The organism is Pectobacterium colocasium (assembly GCF_020181655.1).
Classification (GTDB): domain Bacteria; phylum Pseudomonadota; class Gammaproteobacteria; order Enterobacterales; family Enterobacteriaceae; genus Pectobacterium; species Pectobacterium colocasium.
This window is the reverse complement of the sequence record NZ_CP084032.1, coordinates 4383191-4400343: the sequence shown is the minus strand read 5'-3', so window position 1 is coordinate 4400343 and position 17153 is coordinate 4383191. Positions and strand designations below refer to the sequence as shown.

The 17153-nt window shown below is 49.9% G+C and carries 15 protein-coding genes; 6 read left to right on the top strand and 9 right to left on the bottom strand.

The window, feature by feature from the left end; genetic code table 11:
- Positions 1-26 precede the first annotated feature (26 nt).
- Together LCF41_RS19925 and ppiA are read left to right on the top strand one after the other, a co-directional pair.
- Entirely contained in the window at positions 27-803 is a 777-nt protein-coding gene (locus LCF41_RS19925; protein WP_225088235.1) for an ABC transporter ATP-binding protein, read from the top strand.
- Between the two features lie 206 nt (positions 804-1009).
- The gene (gene ppiA / locus LCF41_RS19920; protein ID WP_225086010.1) at positions 1010-1582 is read left to right on the top strand and encodes a peptidylprolyl isomerase A; all 573 of its coding nucleotides are present in this window, start codon (positions 1010-1012) and stop codon (positions 1580-1582) included.
- Between the two features lie 81 nt (positions 1583-1663).
- Here ppiA and pelZ read toward each other — a convergent pair whose 3' ends face one another.
- The 4 genes from pelZ to pelA all read right to left on the bottom strand — a co-directional run bounded on the left by pelZ (position 1664) and on the right by pelA (position 7845).
- Complete coding sequence (pelZ, locus tag LCF41_RS19915) at positions 1664-2941, bottom strand: pectate lyase PelZ (RefSeq protein WP_225086009.1); 1278 nt, start codon at positions 2939-2941, stop codon at positions 1664-1666.
- 159 nt (positions 2942-3100) lie between these two features.
- Entirely contained in the window at positions 3101-4225 is a 1125-nt protein-coding gene (gene pelC, locus LCF41_RS19910; protein ID WP_225086008.1) for a pectate lyase PelC, read from the bottom strand.
- Between the two features lie 708 nt (positions 4226-4933).
- A complete protein-coding gene (gene pelB / locus LCF41_RS19905; RefSeq protein ID WP_225086007.1) occupies positions 4934-6058 on the bottom strand; it encodes a pectate lyase PelB in 1125 nt (374 codons plus the stop codon).
- A 662-nt stretch (positions 6059-6720) separates the two neighbouring features.
- Positions 6721-7845, bottom strand: coding sequence for a pectate lyase PelA (gene pelA, locus LCF41_RS19900; protein ID WP_225086006.1), 1125 nt, complete (start codon positions 7843-7845; stop codon positions 6721-6723).
- Positions 7846-8528: 683 nt separating this feature from the next.
- Between pelA and LCF41_RS19895 the strand changes: the two genes are divergently transcribed.
- Both LCF41_RS19895 and argD read left to right on the top strand, forming a co-directional pair.
- Positions 8529-9104: an aminodeoxychorismate synthase component II gene (locus LCF41_RS19895; RefSeq protein ID WP_225086005.1), complete on the top strand. Its 576-nt coding sequence runs from the start codon at positions 8529-8531 to the stop codon at positions 9102-9104.
- A 119-nt stretch (positions 9105-9223) separates the two neighbouring features.
- Positions 9224-10450, top strand: coding sequence for a bifunctional acetylornithine/succinyldiaminopimelate transaminase (gene argD, locus LCF41_RS19890; RefSeq protein WP_225086004.1), 1227 nt, complete (start codon positions 9224-9226; stop codon positions 10448-10450).
- Positions 10451-10677: 227 nt separating this feature from the next.
- Here the strand turns inward: argD and crp are convergent, their stop codons facing one another.
- A complete protein-coding gene (gene crp, locus LCF41_RS19885; protein ID WP_004090925.1) occupies positions 10678-11310 on the bottom strand; it encodes a cAMP-activated global transcriptional regulator CRP in 633 nt (210 codons plus the stop codon).
- 376 nt (positions 11311-11686) lie between these two features.
- Between crp and LCF41_RS19880 the strand changes: the two genes are divergently transcribed.
- Complete coding sequence (locus LCF41_RS19880; protein ID WP_225086003.1) at positions 11687-12094, top strand: OsmC family protein; 408 nt, start codon at positions 11687-11689, stop codon at positions 12092-12094.
- A gap of 40 nt (positions 12095-12134) precedes the next feature.
- Here the strand turns inward: LCF41_RS19880 and LCF41_RS19875 are convergent, their stop codons facing one another.
- The 3 genes from LCF41_RS19875 to LCF41_RS19865 form a co-directional block, all read right to left on the bottom strand.
- Positions 12135-13004 (bottom strand): phosphoribulokinase, encoded by an 870-nt coding sequence (locus LCF41_RS19875; protein WP_225086002.1) that lies wholly within the window; start codon positions 13002-13004, stop codon positions 12135-12137.
- A 125-nt stretch (positions 13005-13129) separates the two neighbouring features.
- The gene (locus LCF41_RS19870; RefSeq protein WP_225086001.1) at positions 13130-13366 is read right to left on the bottom strand and encodes a YheU family protein; all 237 of its coding nucleotides are present in this window, start codon (positions 13364-13366) and stop codon (positions 13130-13132) included.
- Positions 13363-14409: a hydrolase gene (locus LCF41_RS19865; RefSeq protein WP_225086000.1), complete on the bottom strand. Its 1047-nt coding sequence runs from the start codon at positions 14407-14409 to the stop codon at positions 13363-13365. Before LCF41_RS19865 ends, LCF41_RS19870 begins: the two co-directional genes overlap by 4 nt.
- Positions 14410-14515: 106 nt before the next feature.
- Between LCF41_RS19865 and LCF41_RS19860 the strand changes: the two genes are divergently transcribed.
- Positions 14516-15118: a LysE family translocator gene (locus LCF41_RS19860; RefSeq protein ID WP_205550048.1), complete on the top strand. Its 603-nt coding sequence runs from the start codon at positions 14516-14518 to the stop codon at positions 15116-15118.
- A 60-nt stretch (positions 15119-15178) separates the two neighbouring features.
- On the opposite strand, the gene LCF41_RS19855 is transcribed toward LCF41_RS19860, so the two are convergent.
- Positions 15179-17092: an ABC transporter ATP-binding protein gene (locus LCF41_RS19855; RefSeq protein WP_225085999.1), complete on the bottom strand. Its 1914-nt coding sequence runs from the start codon at positions 17090-17092 to the stop codon at positions 15179-15181.
- Positions 17093-17153 lie beyond the last annotated feature (61 nt).

Below are 17153 nucleotides of genomic sequence, written 5' to 3'. Positions count from 1 at the left end.
CTGAAGCAATGCGTCAACGTAAGCCGATGATCGAAGTGAATAACCTGAATCTCTCTTTTGGTCATGGCAGCGCGAAGAATCAGGTGTTGTATGATGTGAACCTCACCGTCAACGATGGCGATATCTTCGGTCTGGTGGGGGAGTCTGGCTCTGGTAAAACCACGGTGCTGAAGTGTCTGGCCGGGTTATTTAATCATTGGGAAGGCACGCTGCTGATTGACGGGAAGCAACTGGCGCACCGGATCGAACAGGCGCGCTGTCGGCAAGTGCAGATGGTGTTCCAGGATCCGTACGGATCGCTGCATCCCCGTCATACCGTGGAAGCCATTCTGGAAGAACCACTGTCGATCCACCGTTTTGACGATCGTGACGATCGTATCGACAGCCTGCTGGAGAAAGTGGGGCTGGGAACGAACTTCCGTCGTCGCTACCCGCACCAGCTTTCGGGCGGGCAGCGTCAGCGTGTGGCAATTGCCCGTGCGCTGATTCTGGAGCCTAGAGTTCTGCTGCTGGATGAGCCGACGTCGGCGCTGGATGTGTCGGTGCAGGCGGAAATTCTCAACCTGCTTATGGAGTTGCAGCAGCAGGAAAAGCTGACCTACCTGATGGTGACACATGACTTGGGCGTGATTTCCCATTTGTGTCATAAAGTGGCGGTGATGCAGTACGGCAAGATACTGGAAACGCTGGAAACTGACGACCTGACTAGTGATGTGCCGAAGGATGCGTATACCTCAATGCTGGTGGATGCCAGCCGTCAGTACAGCCGCGATCTGGCGGTGCGCTCGGAGCGCATGGGCTAGGTACGTATGGACTCGTCGCGCTGCGCAATAATCATCATGGGGGCCGAGCAATCGGCCCTTTTTTTATCTTACGCGCCGGTTTTCGCTCACAGTTGGTTACGAACAGACTTTTATTCGTAAAAAAAGGTAAATGGGTAGCGTTGAAGGGTGCGGATACTTACAATCATTACGCTTTGTGTAGTCAGCCTCTTCAAAAAGGAATTCTCATGTTCAAACGTACTCTGGTTGCCGCGGCAGCCCTTATTTCACTGACGGCATTCTCTCCGGCCTTTGCGGCTTCCAACGCCACCACGCGTGTGCTGTTGACGACGTCTGCGGGCAATATCGAACTGTCTTTAGATAACCAAAAAGCACCAGTTTCGGTAAAAAATTTCGTCGAGTACGTTAACAATGGTTTTTATAACGGGACGACATTTCACCGTGTCATCCCTGGTTTTATGGTGCAGGGCGGTGGCTTTTCTGGCGAAATGAGCCAAAAAGCGACGAATGCGCCGATCAAAAATGAAGCCGACAACGGCCTGCGTAACCAGCGTGGCACGATCGCGATGGCGCGTACCGCAGAAAAGGATAGCGCCACCAGCCAGTTCTTTATCAACGTTGCAGACAACGCGTTCCTCGATCACGGCCAGCGTGATTTTGGCTACGCCGTGTTTGGTAAAGTGGTGAAGGGGATGGAAGTGGTAGATAAGATCTCTCAGGTACCAACGAAGAACGTCGGGCCTTACCAGAATGTGCCGACTACGCCTATCGTGATTCAGTCCGCGAAAGTGCTGCCCTGAGTGGTGAGATAGACAATAGCTGAGAAGACGAAAAGGGCCACTGATGTGGCCCTTTTCGATCTTCACGTATTAACGACTGTGTTATTCCAGCGCTTTTGCCATCTGCTGTAGCCAGGCATCCACACCCGTGCTCGGCACGTTCAACTGACGGTAGGTTGCCGTCGCAACGGGATAGCCGCCAACCTCTTCCTGGCTGTTCACGAAATTGCCTTTCCGCTGTTTGAAATTGTCCACGATACGCTGATCGACAGCATCACGATCTTTGGGGCGTGCGCCTGCGCTTTGTAGCACCTGATTGGTGACGGCGCTGGCGGACGATGCTGTTAAACCTGAAGGCCAAATAGGGGAGACCTTGAGTAAATTAATCCCGCTGCCCCAGATTTGTGGTGCCGCTTTTCCGTTGGCATCGTAAGCGAGGTTGTCTGACATCCAGACATCGCCGGAGCTGTTGCTTCCTACCAATCCTAAACCGGCTTTGGTATTGGCACCGTAGTGCATCACGTTACCCGCAACGGAAACGCGTGGGCTGGCGGGCATGGTTTTCCCTTCCCACTCAGCCTTAACGCCACCAACGCGAATGCCCCAAATGCCGGGGTTGTAGATCAGGTTATTGACCATGACACCCGTTGAGCCAGCCTTGAACCAGGCGTTGCGCTCGTTGTTGTGCGCATACAGGCTGCCAATGATTGACACATCAGTCACGTTATCGTGAACCAGCGTGCCCATCGAGTGGATGCCTTTGGTGTGAGCCGAGTCGTATAAGCCTTCAGCAACAATATTATTTGAAAGTGTGATGCGGTGTGCGGTTCCCTGTGGGCCGTCATAGCGTGGACCGGAAATAGACAGATTTTCGTCTGTCCCCCACGCAAAACTCGAGTGATCGATCACGACGTTGTAGGCATCTTTACCGTTGATTGAAACATCGCGTTCAAAGCCGCTTTTTTTACCCGTACCGGCATCGCCGATGCGAAAACGGATGTGCTGCATGAGCACATCATGAGTGCTAATGCCCATTCCGCCCCGAATGATGGTGATGCCGGGAGAGGGGGCCGTCTGGCCAGCGATGGTGACAAACGGCTCCGTTAACCGGAGGTCGCTTTTATTCAGATCGATAATCCCGCCAACCTCAAAAACAATAATGCGTGGCCCTTTAGCGGCCAGGGCTTCCCGAAGTGAACCAACTCCAGAAGAGGCCAGCGTTGTGACGCGAATAATACGCCCACCGCTACCTGCAACGGTATCGGTTCCGAATCCTTTCAACTCTGGTGCTGCCGGTGTGGCGGCGCTAGCCATCGGTACGGCAACACTGAATACTAAGCCAGCGCTGAACAGTGCGGCGAACAGAAGAGAACGTTTCATTTCATTTCCTTGAATAGTAACGATAAAAATGAGCGAGCCCTAAGGGCTCGCTTAAGTGCGGCCTGAACGATTAATCGACGGTCGTTAAACTCGCTTGCAGGCTCCTTCTAGCACAGGACAATGAGGGGCGGAGCCTGAAGTTCGCTTTACACTTATCAACTAGTTACAACTTGCTGCCGTCAGGACAGCAAGGTTTTTGCCCACCCCTGCATAGTTCGCCAGTTTATCCTTCACGCACTGTGGAGAAACGGTAGAGTAGCTGTAAGGAAGAGAAGGGAACGTGCCAGTGCTCTTCCAGTCTTCAGCATTCACGTAGGGCTTGGAATCTTTATCCCAGGTGATGTTGTATTTCGCGAAGTCAGCAGGGCTCATAACGTTGTTATTACGCAGATCCCAGGTACCAAAATTGGATCCGTCGTAACGTGAGGTCACCGGGTTTTTCGCATTTTCGAACCAGTTACGTTCGATCAGCGCAATCCCATTCTGACGCACGTTCAGGCCAGAACTGGTGATGCCGGTATACAGGTTGTTGTAGGCGTGAACTTTACCGCCACGTTGCAGTGGGAGGCGAGCGTTAACGTCGTTGTAAATATTGTGATGGTAAGTCAGGTCACGGCCCGTATCGCTGCTGCTGAAGCCGCTCAGGCCCACTTTTTTGATGCCGTGAATGTAGTTGTACGACACGGTGACGTTGGTTGAGGCTTTCTTGATATCAATCGCAGATTCGAATGTCGTGTCACCGTCTTTTGTTCCCGCGCATTCAAAATTTTTCGCGAAGATCTCGTTGTGGTCAATCCAGACGTTCGGGGTGTCATCGATACGAATGGCATCACCGTCCTGCGCGCCGCCCGGCATGTAGCCAAAACGCATATTACGGATGACGACATCGGATGATTTAACCAGCCAAATTCCGAAGTTGGCGGAAGACCCATTAGTTCCGATAATGGTAATCCCTTTGGTAAACTCCTTGATTTCCACACCGCGTGCGTCTTTCTTCCACTGACCGCAGATATCGTTCTCTGCGGCTTTAATCAGCGCGTCTTCATTACCGTTATAGGTGATGACGAGTGGGTAAGCGCCCCCTTTGACTTTCTTACCATTGGAATCCAGCTTCGCGGCTTCGATGATATCAATGATGTCTTGCATGGAACGTGCAGTTTTTTTCACGGCACCGGCAACGTCACCACCATCAGTGGTAGCGTAACCGCCCGTATTTGCCGCCATCGTCGGTTGGGCTGCAAGTAATAACAGCCCAGCGGCTGCAGAAGGCAGTAGGTATTTCATTAAGGTACTCTCCTTGGAATTGAATTTTTTTTGGGTATAAATGATCCACATAACCCAGATTATATTATCGGGATGTTTCAATAAAAATGAAATCAAGGTTTATTGAAATCCCAATTAAGTGTTACCATAAAAATAAAATAATTCAATATTTAGATATTAAATCTATCGGGTGAATAACACCGACAATGTTGGTTATTAATAAGTTTCTATTTTAAATGAAAATATTTTTTTCATTTTTTCTAAAATAATGATATGAGGTTTTTTTATGAAAAATAAAATTACATTTCGTTTTATTATTCTGTGATAAGGCGGTTTTGATAGAAGCGATAACTGTGAGCGATATCAATAAATAAGTAAATTTTCCTCATTGAGATGACCGTGTCAAAAAATATTTGATGCCGATCAAATTATTAATTAATCGCGTGTTGATGAGTTACTATTCTTTTTATTATTTAATCCTTGGTTAATGAATGGTTTTTTCGTTAATTTATCAGACTATTAATTAATTTTTTAAATAGTTAGCTTGATCTTTAATTCATCGCTTTAAGAAATGTGCATCCACGCTCATGTGTCGGTTCCCATAAAAAACGAGCGAACGCTTAGCGCTCGCTCGGGTAGAGTCGAGTCTCTTCATGAAGAGACGCCGCTGCGGGAAGTTCAGGCTGATGACTTCCTGTCATTCATATGACGGGAAAAGCCTGACCGCTTTTATTTACAGTTAGCTGCAGTCAGTACCGCCAGATTCTTACCTACGCCTGCATAGTTTGCCAGTTTATCCTTCACGCACTGTGCAGAAACTGGGGTGTATTTATAAGAGATGGAAGGGAATTTTCCGGTGCTTTTCCAGTCATCCGCATTAATATGCGGAGAGGAAGGCTTACCCCACGTTATGTTGTATTTAGAAAAATCTGCCGGTTTGGTGATGTTGTTGTTGCGCAACTCCCAGGTACCGAAGTTGGAGCTGTCGTTACGTGCTGTCACCGGATTAAGCGCATTTTCAAACCAGTTGCTTTCGATCAGCGCGATCCCTTTCTGGCGGACGTTAAAGCCTGAACCCGTGATGCCGTCATACAGGTTGTTGTACGCATGAACCAGCCCGCCACGCTGTAGCGGCAGACGTGAGTTAACATCACGATAAATATTGTGATGATAAGTTAGGTTACGACCCGTATCCGAATTGCTTGCACCACTCAGACCCACTTTTTTAATGCCGTGGATGTAGTTGTAGGATACCGTGACGTTAGTTGACCCTTTCTTGATATCGACGGCCGATTCAAAAGTGGTGTCATCGTCTGGCGTGCCTTTACACTCAAAGTTTTTGGCAAAGATCTCATTGTGGTCAATCCAGACGTTCGGCGAGTTATCAATACGAATGGCATCGCCGTCTTGCGCGCCGCCCGGCATATAGCCAAAACGCATATTACGTACGACAACGTTGGATGAATTGATAATCCAGATACCGAAGTTGGCGGATGAGCCATTGGTGCCCTGAATGGTGATCCCTTTGGTAAACTCTTTGACTTCTACGCCGCGCGCGTCCTTACTCCACTGACCGCAGATATTTTTTTCGGCCGCTTTGATTAGCGAGTCTTCATTACCGTTATAGGTGATGATAAGCGGATACGCGCCGCCTTTGACTTTTTGGCCTTTTGAATCCACTTTTGCGGCTTCAATGATATCCACAATCTCTTTCAGAGAACGTGCAGTCTTTTTTACGGCACCGGAAACGTCTCCACCATCCGTGGTGGCATAACCGCCCGTATTTGCGGCCATGGCTGGCTGAGCAGCGAAAAGTAACAATCCGGCTGCTGCCGTAGGCAATAGATATTTCATTATAACTGTCTCCTTGGAATATAATTTCATGGGCATTTATTGCTCCGTATGCCCGATGTAACAGGTACAAATTTTTCAACAAAAATGAATCTCAATCTTGATGAAAAACCAAGGGGAGTGTGGTCAAAAAATAAGATCAGTTCAAGGGTGAAATGTTAAATGTATCAGGGTTGAAACATTTTGTAATGCTGATGGTTTAATAATCGAGGATTTATAAGAAACATCATTCTTTTAAAAGAATAGAAAATCAGTAGGTTATGTTTAGGGTTGACGATAATTTCATTCTGGTTTCGTTATTTATTAGCTTTTGGTTGGCGATTTTTCTGGTGATGATTGTTACAACTCACGTAAAAACTCATCTTAAGTCAAAATATACTATCACACGTGTGCTCAATATTATTTATGTTATGCGTTAATTTTATGTTGAATTTTAGTTTGTTAAAAAATAATTATTATTAATTGCTATATAGCGCACTTTACGCAATAGGAAAATAGATCTTATTGACCATAATTTATGATTGTCGGAATGGTGGTGAGTATGAAGTCTGTTTCTTTGACGGCTGCATTGGCAACTTTGCACAGGTTCCTTAAAACATGAGCGAGCCTGAATGGCTCGCTCAGAGAGAACCCGGTACAGAGTGAATGAGCCGGGTTTATTGTGCTTATTTACAGTTAGCGGCAGTCAGTACAGCCAGGTTTTTACCTACGCCAGCGTAGCTTGCCAGTTTATCCTTCACGCACTGTGGGGAAACTGGGGAGTAGCTATACGGGAGAGCAGGGAATTTGCCCGTGCTTTTCCAGTCATCCGCATTGATGTGTGGTGTGGATGGTTTACCCCAGGTGATGTTGTATTTAGCAAAATCAGATGGGCTGGTAATGTTGTTGTTACGCAGTTCCCAGGTACCGAAGTTGGAGTCATCATTACGTGCGGTCACTGGGTTGAGCGCATTTTCGAACCAGTTGCTTTCGATCAGTGCAATCCCTTTCTGACGAACGTTAAAGCCTGAACTTTTGATGCCATCATACAGGTTGTTGTACGCGTGAACCTGGCCACCACGTTGCAGCGGCAGACGTGAGTTAACATCGCTATAAATATTGTGATGGTAAGTCAGGTTACGACCCGTATCCGTGTTGCTGGAACCGCTCAGACCCACTTTTTTCACACCATGGATATAGTTGTAGGATACCGTGACGTTGGTTGAGGCTTTCTTGATATCGACAGCTGACTCAAAAGTCGTATCGTTGTCTGGTGTACCGGCGCATTCGAAGTTCTTAGCGAAGATCTCGTTGTGATCGATCCAGACGTTCGGCGAGTTATCAATACGGATAGCATCACCATCTTTTGCGCCACCCGGCATGTAGCCGAAGCGCATGTTACGCACGACAACGTTGGAAGAGTTGACAATCCAGATACCGAAGTTAGCGGAAGAACCGTTGGTCCCGAGGATGGTGATCCCCTTGGTGAACTCTTTGATTTCCACACCGCGTGGATCTTTGCTCCACTGGCCGCAGATGTTAGCTTCGGCGGCTTTGATTAGCGCATCTTCATTGCCGTTGTAGGTAATCACGAGCGGATAGGCTCCACCTTTGACCGCTTTACCGCTTGAGTCTTTTTTCGCAGCCTCAATGATATCGACGATCTCTTGCAGAGAACGCGCTGTTTTTTTCACCGCACTGGAAATGTCGCCGCCGTCCGTGGTGGCATAACCCCCTGTATTTGCCGCCATCGTAGGTTGGGCAGCAAGCAGCAACAGCCCAGCGGCTGCAGAAGGCAGTAGGTATTTCATTGTGTACTCTCCTTGACATAGATTTTTTTGGGTATTTATCACTACACACCCTGTGTAATAAAAAGGCTGTTTCAACAAAAATGAAATTAAGGTTTGTCTATAAAGCCGAGATAAGTGTTAACAGAAAAAATAAACAATACAAGATGGGGCGTTAAATATATTAGTTAAATAAAATAGGACAACTTAGCGGATTTGTGGTTATTACTTTTCAATGGAAACTAATTTCTATTTAAACGCTTTAAATTCAATACATTGTGTTTTTTACGCTCATTTTTTCAATATGGATTCTTTATTTTTACCCAGTCTTCATGTGGGATTTATTCACTCGGTAGGCAACTGTGATCGCCATCAAAAATAAACATCGATGATAAAAAAATCCTATCGTTTTTTCATGCCAGATGAAAAAACTTAATTAATTCATAAGGAATTTTTGGTTATTATTTTTTTTTGTTAAAAATGATTTCAAAGAAATCATTTTCTATAGAGATGAATAATAAATATTACCTATTAATAAAGATGTTTATTACAAGAGTAAATTATTTATAAACTACGTGATTATTATCGTGCTATTTTTATTAGATCGCGATGGGACGCCTTCTGTCTTTGCTGGCGACAACGGTTGGGTGTCTGACACGAATTTCATGTATGTTAGTACGGCTTTTCTGACTACCTGTACAATAACTATGCTGCTAATTATCGATAACTACGATTCCTTTACCTACAACCTTTACCAATACTTTTGTGAGCTTGGCGCGCAGGTTGTGGTGAAGCGTAATGATGAACTCACGCTGCGTGAGATTGAACGGCTTGCGCCTGAGAGATTGGTCATTTCCCCTGGCCCCTGTACGCCGGATGAGGCGGGCATTTCACTGGCGGCTATCCGTCACTTCGCCGATAAATTACCGATTCTGGGCGTGTGCCTTGGCCATCAGGCGATGGGGCAGGCGTTCGGCGCGCGCGTGGTGCGGGCACGGCAGGTCATGCACGGGAAAACGTCTGCGATTGCGCATAGCAATACAGGTGTTTTCACGGGGCTAGCTCTGCCTTTGACGGTTACTCGCTACCATTCACTCATCATTGATTCTTCCTCGCTACCCGATTGCTTTGAAGTCACGGCCTGGAGCGAACATGAAGGTCAGCGTGACGAGATTATGGGGATCCGCCATCGCTCGCTTCCGCTGGAAGGTGTGCAGTTTCATCCTGAAAGCATCCTCAGCCAGCAAGGGCATCAACTTTTGGATAATTTCCTTAAAATTTAGTGAGATAGAAAGTTATTCTCTCCAGTAGCCGATTTAATATTGCCTGTAATTGATTTTTTATGCATATTTATTGACTATATTTTCATTCTAACGTGATGGATAGCAGAGTGAGGCAGCAAATGGCAGCAGAGCAGAAAGCAGTGACACGGGATACTCACGATAAAGTGATTTTGCCGGTTTATGCACCCGCGAAGTTTGTACCAGTGAAAGGTAAAGGGAGCCGCGTCTGGGATCAGGACGGCCGTGAGTATATTGATTTCTCCGGTGGCATTGCGGTTACGGCACTGGGTCATTGCCATCCTGCGTTGGTGAACGCATTGCAGCAGCAGGGTGAAAAGCTGTGGCACACCAGCAATATTTTCACCAACGAGCCTGCGCTACGCCTCGCCAGTAAATTGATTGATGCCACTTTTGCCGATCGCGTGTTTTTTGTTAACTCCGGCGCTGAAGCTAACGAAGCGGCGTTTAAGTTGGCACGTCACTATGCGGTTAAACGTCATAGCCCGTATAAAACCAAGATCATCGCCTTCTACAATGCGTTCCACGGCCGGACGTTGTTTACCGTTTCGGTTGGTGGACAGCCTAAATATGCCGATGGTTTCGGGCCTAAGCCTGCGGATATTGTCCATGTTCCTTTCAACGATCTGGCTGCGGTCAAAGCGGTGATGGACGATCACACTTGTGCCGTCGTGCTGGAGCCAATTCAGGGCGAGGGCGGCATTACACCGGCTACGGCTGAGTTTTTGCAAGGCGTTCGCGAGCTGTGCAATCAACACAAGGCGCTGCTGGTATTTGATGAAGTGCAGAGTGGGATGGGGCGTACCGGTAAATTATTCAGCTATATGCATTACGGTATTACGCCGGATATTCTCACCACCGCTAAAGCGCTGGGTGGCGGTTTCCCGATTAGTGCGATGCTGACGACGGAAGAGATCGCTTCTGCGATGACGGTGGGGGTACACGGAACCACCTACGGCGGCAACCCGCTGGCTTGTGCGGTGGCGGAAGCTGCGCTGGATATCATCAATACGCCGGAAGTGCTGTCAGGCGTCGCGGATCGGCACGATCGCTTTGTCAGTGAACTGGAGAAAATCAACCAGCAGTACGGCGTATTCGAGCAGGTTCGCGGCATGGGGCTCCTGCTGGGGGCAGAACTAAAACCGCAGTGGCATGGCCGCGCGGGTGAGTTTTTGGCTGCTGCAACGGCTCAGGGTCTGATGGTGCTGATGGCAGGGCCGAACGTCATCCGCTTTGTGCCGTCTTTGATCATTGATGAGGATGACATTGCGCAGGGGATGGAGAAGTTCGCCAACGCCGTCGCACAGGTTGTTAATGCAGCAAATTGATTACTCACTGAAAACGGTGTGATAGGAAAACGTAGAGAACGTTTTTCAACGCCGCTTGCGGCGGTCCGAAGGGTGGCGAGCAGGAAGCTCGCCATAAAAAAACGTAGGGAACGTTTTTCAACGCCGCTTGCGGCGGCCCAAAGGGTGGCGAGCAGGAAGCTCGCCATAAAAAAAGCGTGAGGCCGAGGCTTCACGCTTTTTTGTGGGTAGGGTACAGCGACAGGGATTTAGCGAGTGCCGTAAACGACAATCGTTTTACCGTGTGCCGAGATCAGGTTCTGGTCTTCTAACATTTTCAGAATGCGGCCCACGGTTTCACGCGAGCAGCCAACGATTTGCCCAATTTCCTGACGGGTAATTTTTATTTGCATGCCATCTGGATGCGTCATGGCATCAGGTTGTTTGGCCAGGTTGAGTAGAGTTTGAGCAATACGACCGGTCACATCAAGGAAGGCGAGGTTGCCGACTTTCTCTGAAGTCACCTGGAGTCTGCTTGCCATTTGCGCAGACAGACGCATGAGGATATCTGGGTTAACCTGAATGAGCTGGCGGAATTTTTTATAGGAAATTTCAGCCACTTCACAGGCGGTTTTTGCCCGCACCCAAGCGCTGCGTTCCTGACCTTCTTCAAACAGGCCGAGCTCGCCGATAAAATCGCCCTGATTGAGGTAGGAAAGGATCATTTCCTTGCCTTCTTCATCTTTGATTAGCACTGCGACAGAGCCTTTCACGATGTAGTAAAGCGTTTCTGCTTTTTCACCTTGGTGAATAAGCGTGCTCTTCGATGGATACTTGTGGATATGACAATGGGAAAGGAACCATTCGAGAGTTGGGTCTGTTTGCGGTTTGCCGAGAACCATTCGCTATCATCCTCTGTTGTAATTCACTGCGCAAATTACAGGGGTCAGAGTTCCCTGTACGGCGTGTTTAACTGCTCAAAAAAATAAAATTCAGTCTAGGCAGAATGACGTCAGGGAATATACTGGAACCACTGTACCCTTGATTTTCCGGTTGCTGCCTTGCCGCACCGTAAACGTGGCTGGGGTATGTCCGGCTACGTCATCATCTTCTTCGTTTCTGGGTTTGTCCAGAAAAGGTCTATTCTGTTTTCGTTTTAACACAGCTTTAAGGACGTGTCTTGTGTTGTCTCGCTTCAGCATGACAAAGCTCTGATTAACGCTGGTTTTTGTACAGTAACGGTATAAATTTTCAAAAAATTTTTAGTGGAGAGGCACCATGCAGGCACGGGTAAAATGGGTTGAAGGCTTAACGTTTTTGGGCGAATCCGCGTCAGGGCACCAGATATTGATGGACGGCAATTCCGGCGATAAAGCGCCCAGCCCGATGGAAATGGTGTTGATGTCTGTGGGGGGATGCAGCGCGATTGATGTGGTTTCGATTCTGCAAAAAGGCCGCAACGATGTGGCGGGCTGTGAAGTGAAACTGACGTCAGAGCGCCGGTCTGAAGCGCCGCGCTTATTTACCCATATCAATCTGCATTTTATCGTGACGGGGAAAGGGCTGACCGACAAAGCCGTTGAACGAGCTGTCGCCCTGTCGGCGGAAAAATACTGCTCTGTGGCATTGATGCTGGGCAAAGCCGTTGAGGTGACGCACAGCCACGAAATTAGAGTGTTGGGTTGATCCCTTCTTCTGGGCACGGTTCTGCCGTGCCCAGTCTGGCTTATTCGATGGTTTTCCCTTCCATTAACCGCTGCACCAGCGGTGCCATGATGAGCTCCATCGCCAGCCCCATTTTCCCGCCGGGAACGACCAACGTGTTGATGTGGGAGATAAACGATCCCTGCAACATGGCCAGCAGATAGGGATAGTCAATATTATCCAACCCCTGAAAGTGAATGACGACGAAGCTTTCATCCAGTGAGGGAATCGACTTGGCAGCAAACGGGTTGGAGGTGTCCACGGTGGGCACACGCTGGAAGTTGATGTGCGTACGGGAGAACTGCGGGGTGATGTAGGTGATGTAGTCTTCCATCGAACGGACGACGGAATCCATCACCGCTTCACGCGAGTGACCACGTTCATTGACATCACGAATCAGCTTTTGGATCCATTCCAGGTTGACGATCGGCACCACGCCGACGAGCAAATCGACATGCTGTGCCACGTCGTTTTGGTCGGTGACGACGCCGCCGTGCAGCCCTTCATAAAACAGGATATCGGTGGGTTCCGGCATCGGCTCCCACGGCGTGAAGGTTCCGGGAACCTGATTGTAGGGAATGGCTTCATCGTAGGTATGCAGATATTTACGCGTCTGGCCGCGTCCGTGCAGACCGTATTCGATAAACGACTGTTCCAGCAGGCTGAAGTCATTTGCTTCAGGACCGAAGTAGCTGATGTGGCGCCCTAAATCACGCGCTTTGCGAATGGCCATATCCATTTCCGGGCGGGTATAGCGGTGAAAACTGTCCCCTTCCAACTGGGCGGCGCGCAGGTCAAACTGTTGAAAAATCTTACGGAAGGCCAGACTGGTTGTTGTCGTTCCCGCCCCGCTGGAGCCGGTAACTGCAATAATCGGATGCTGATGTGACATAAGGCGCGTAACTCCGTGATCGTGATACACGCATCGGCTGAGAGCCCGCGCGCATCCTCAAAAATGACCTAAATTTTTATCATTGTTAGCATGTTTGGCGCATTCTTTCACGCCTTTCGGCATGCTCAATAAGGGGCATGTCCTCCTTCATTGAACTGGCCACGCGGCATAATATTGAGAGTCTCATGTAACTCTGACCACACCAACACCACCTCGCCTGATTTGAGCTGTGTGCGGATATCTTCCACTTTCTGCGCCAGCGACCGCTCCTGTTCGCCGTAATCGGTGCCTTCCCGCAGGACGAAAGATTCGATGATGTTATCCAGCGTTTCTGGATCGAGCTGTTGCCAGGGAATAATCACGCTATTCCTCCTGAGTGAAAAGTTCCTGAATAAAAAGTTCCTGAGTGAAACGCTCCTGAAGAGTCGCTGGCGTGGTCCAAAAACGGGCTAAGCCAGTTGGGAATGCGTTGTTCCAGCCACATTTCCGGTTTCAGCAACGTTCCACCAACGAAGCCGACATGCCCGCCGTGTTCTGTTAGCTGATATTCAATATTAGACGGTAACTGTGACAGATCGGGAATCACCTCTGACGTCATGAAAGGATCGTCCTTCGCATGGATGATGAGCAGCGGTTTGCGAATCTTAGGCAACAGCGGCAGGGCGCTACAGCGTTGATAGTAGTCGGCTGCATCGCGGAAGCCGTGGACACGTGAAGTAATGACGTCATCAAACTCTCGCAGTTGGCGAATTTGCTTCAACTGCGGCAACTGAATCGGCAGCGTGTCCGGGTAGGCCGCCAGCTTGCGGCCGGCGTTTTGCTTCAGCAGGCGTAGCAGGTAGTGCTGGTAGACGCGGGAGAAGCCTTGTTCCATTCGACGGCTACAGGGTTCGAGCATTAATGGCGCGGAGACAACCACGGCAGCCGACAAAGAACAGGCTTCGCCCTGCTGGGCAAGCAGGTAGGCCAGCATGTTGCCGCCGAGCGAAACGCCGATGGCGGCGGTAGGCACCTCGCCCAGCGTTTCTTGCATCCAGTGCAGAAAATAGCTGGCATCGCTGGTTTCACCAGAGTGATAAATACGTTTCATCCGGTTGGGCTTACCGCTGCATCCGCGAAAATGCATGATGACGGCCAGCCAGCCGCGTTGTTTACAGGCATGCAGCAGACCGTGGGCATAGGGGCTATGAAAGCTGCCTTCCAACCCGTGAAATAGCACCACTCGCGGTTTGTGCCGAGCCTGTTCGGGCGCTTCGCTCCACGCCAGGTCGACGAAATCGCCGTCGGGTAATTCGAGCGATTGCCAGACGGGTGAAAACTGTACGCGACGGCGAATCAGACGCGGGAGTAGCGTTTGCAGATGCGGGTTATGGGCACCGCTCAGCGGATGAAAATGTTCATACATAAAGGATATGGAAATCTTATTGTCGGCTCTTGTACGATCAATATCACACTGTTAGCTTCAATGCTGCCAGTTGGTACGATATTTGGGTCAGGAGCGCCCACAAATAATGGAACTGAGTTTATTTCTGTCGATGTTAGGGTTTTTGTGGGTCGCGGCCATCACGCCGGGTCCGAATAATATGCTGTTGACCACCTCGGGCGCGAATTTTGGCTTTATGCGTTCACTGTGGCTGATGATTGGCATCATGCTGGGTATGCAAAGCATTCTGCTGCTGGTGGCATTCGGTGTCGGTGGGCTGATTCTGATTTATCCTTCCTTGCACGTTATCCTGAAAGTCCTTGGTAGCGCCTATCTGCTCTGGCTAGCGTGGAAAATCGCCACGGCAGCTTATGAACGACTGGAAACGTCCGTTGCTCCACCGCAGCCGATCCGGCTTTATCAGGGGTGGTTGCTGCAATTCCTGAACCCGAAAGCGTGGCTCATGGCGCTGGGCGCGGTTGCCAGCTTTAGTCTGGCGGGGGAAGGCTATAACCAGTCTGTGATCGCGATAAGCATCGGGATTGTGCTGGTCAATCTGGTGTCCGGTGTCATCTGGCTCGGATTCGGCACGATGATTGGGCGACTGCTGCGTAGTAAGAAAGCGTGGATTATCTTTAATGTGTCAATGGGCCTACTGACCGCCGCCTGCGTGCTGCTTATTTGGCATTAAGGCTGCGTTGATAACGTCGCGAGCGGTTTTCCGCTCGCTATGCCTCTTAAAATACAAATCTTAAAGCGAATCGCTCTGCATCATTTTCTCTAGCTGTTCCTGCGCATCCAGCCAGGACAGCTCCGTTTCTTCCAGCTCGATTTTGACTTTGGTTTGCTGTTGCAGGCAGTCGGTGAGTTCGGCCTTGCTGCTGATGTCGTAGATTGCGCTGTCCGCTAGTCGGGCTTCAAGCGCTGCCAGCGTTTCACCCAGCTTTTCCATCTGCTGTTCAAGCTTAGCGATCTGTTTACGCAGCGGCTGGGTTTGCGTTCTCAACTCAGCTTCACGGCGTTTCTGATCTTTTCTGCCCTGCGCGCTGTTGGCGGCATTCTCCTTTGGCGTTTCAGCCGCCGCATTTTCCTGACGTTGCAGGCCAACCAGCCACTGTTGGTAATCTTCCAAATCGCCGTCGAACGGTTCGACTTTCTGGTCGTGTACCAAATAGAGATCGTCCGTGGTTGAACGGATCAGGTGCCTGTCGTGCGAAACGACAACCAACGCGCCTTCAAAATCGATTAACGCCTCGGTCAACGCCTGACGCATATCCAGATCGAGGTGGTTGGTCGGTTCGTCGAGCAGCAGGAGATTCGGACGCTGCCAGACGATCAGCGCCAGTACCAGACGGGCTTTTTCACCGCCGGAGAAACGTTCGGTGATCTCTGTGACCTTATCGCCCTGAAAGCCGAAGCCGCCGAGGTAGTCGCGTAGCTGCTGTTCCGTTTCCCGCTCTGCCAGACGCACCAGATGTTGTAAAGGCGACTCGTCCGCACGCAAAAACTCTAACTGATGCTGGGCGAAGTAACCGAGCTTCACGCCTTTCGCCAGCCCGATTTCCCCTTTGAGTGGGGCAAGTGTGCCAGCAAGCAGCTTGATCAGCGTGGATTTACCCGCGCCGTTATGGCCGAGCAGCCCGATGCGGGAACCCGGCACTAAATTAAGTTTGATCGATTCGAGAATCAGCTTGTCGCCATAGCCCGCGCTGACCTTTTCCATCTTCATTAATGGATTAGGCAACGATTCCGGGGCGCGAAAGCTGAAGCGGAAGGGGTTATCGACATGCGCGGGGGCAATCAGCTCCATGCGTTCCAGCATTTTTATCCGGCTTTGTGCCTGCTTGGCTTTGGTCGCTTTCGCGCGGAAGCGGTCAATATAGTGTTGCAGATGCGCGACGCGCTCCTGCTGATGTTCATAGAGCGACTGCTGCTGTGCAAGACGAGTGGCACGTTGGCGTTCAAACGAGGAATAGTTACCGGTGTACTCATTGAGCGACTGCTGCTCGATGTGCAGAATTTTGGTCACCACCGGATCGAGGAAATCGCGGTCGTGCGAGATAAGAACCAGCGTGCCAGTGTAGTTTTTCAGCCACTTTTCCAGCCAGATGACGGCATCCAGATCGAGGTGGTTGGTGGGTTCATCCAGCAGCAGCAGGTCTGAACGACAGATTAGCGCCTGTGCCAGATTCAGACGCATCCGCCAGCCGCCGGAAAAGGCGCTGACAGGCTGCTGTAACTGTGACTGAGAAAACCCTAGCCCATTGAGCAGGCTTGAGGCTCTGGCCTGAATCGTCCAGGCTTGGATGGCATCCAGCTTGCCGTGCAGCGTGGCAATGGCGTTGCCGTCGTTCTCTTCGTTGGCGGTCTGCAACGCGGCTTCCAGTTGGCGGAACTCGCGGTCGCCGTCAATCACGTAGTCCAGCGCGGGTTTATCCAACGCGGGGGTTTCCTGATTAACCCAAGCCAGCGACCAGTTTTGCGGGAATGTCGCGCTGCCGCCGTCGGCGCTGATTTCACCTTTCAGTAAGGACAGCAGGGTAGATTTACCACAGCCGTTCTTGCCAACCAGACCGACTTTCTGGCCGGGATTAACCGTTGCTGTCGCGTTGTCGATCAGAACGCGCACACCACGTCGAATTTGCAGCGAAGAGAAAACAATCATAAAGCGCCGTATGTTCAGAGTATGTTAAATTATGGATATATCAGGACACGCGGTGTCCTGT

Bases quoted from the DNA above. Each gene is read 5' to 3' on its own strand.
- LCF41_RS19855 (WP_225085999.1), bottom strand. From the start codon at position 17,092: ATGATTGTTTTCTCTTCGCTGCAAATTCGACGTGGTGTGCGCGTTCTG.
- crp (WP_004090925.1), bottom strand. From the start codon at position 11,310: ATGGTTCTCGGCAAACCGCAAACAGACCCAACTCTCGAATGGTTCCTT.
- argD (WP_225086004.1), top strand. From the start codon at position 9,224: ATGGCAGCAGAGCAGAAAGCAGTGACACGGGATACTCACGATAAAGTG.
- LCF41_RS19875 (WP_225086002.1), bottom strand. From the start codon at position 13,004: ATGTCACATCAGCATCCGATTATTGCAGTTACCGGCTCCAGCGGGGCG.
- pelC (WP_225086008.1), bottom strand. From the start codon at position 4,225: ATGAAATACCTACTGCCTTCTGCAGCCGCTGGGCTGTTATTACTTGCA.
- LCF41_RS19895 (WP_225086005.1), top strand. From the start codon at position 8,529: ATGCTGCTAATTATCGATAACTACGATTCCTTTACCTACAACCTTTAC.
- pelZ (WP_225086009.1), bottom strand. From the start codon at position 2,941: ATGAAACGTTCTCTTCTGTTCGCCGCACTGTTCAGCGCTGGCTTAGTA.
- LCF41_RS19925 (WP_225088235.1), top strand. From the start codon at position 27: ATGATCGAAGTGAATAACCTGAATCTCTCTTTTGGTCATGGCAGCGCG.
- LCF41_RS19865 (WP_225086000.1), bottom strand. From the start codon at position 14,409: ATGTATGAACATTTTCATCCGCTGAGCGGTGCCCATAACCCGCATCTG.
- ppiA (WP_225086010.1), top strand. From the start codon at position 1,010: ATGTTCAAACGTACTCTGGTTGCCGCGGCAGCCCTTATTTCACTGACG.
- LCF41_RS19880 (WP_225086003.1), top strand. From the start codon at position 11,687: ATGCAGGCACGGGTAAAATGGGTTGAAGGCTTAACGTTTTTGGGCGAA.
- pelA (WP_225086006.1), bottom strand. From the start codon at position 7,845: ATGAAATACCTACTGCCTTCTGCAGCCGCTGGGCTGTTGCTGCTTGCT.
- LCF41_RS19860 (WP_205550048.1), top strand. From the start codon at position 14,516: ATGGAACTGAGTTTATTTCTGTCGATGTTAGGGTTTTTGTGGGTCGCG.
- pelB (WP_225086007.1), bottom strand. From the start codon at position 6,058: ATGAAATATCTATTGCCTACGGCAGCAGCCGGATTGTTACTTTTCGCT.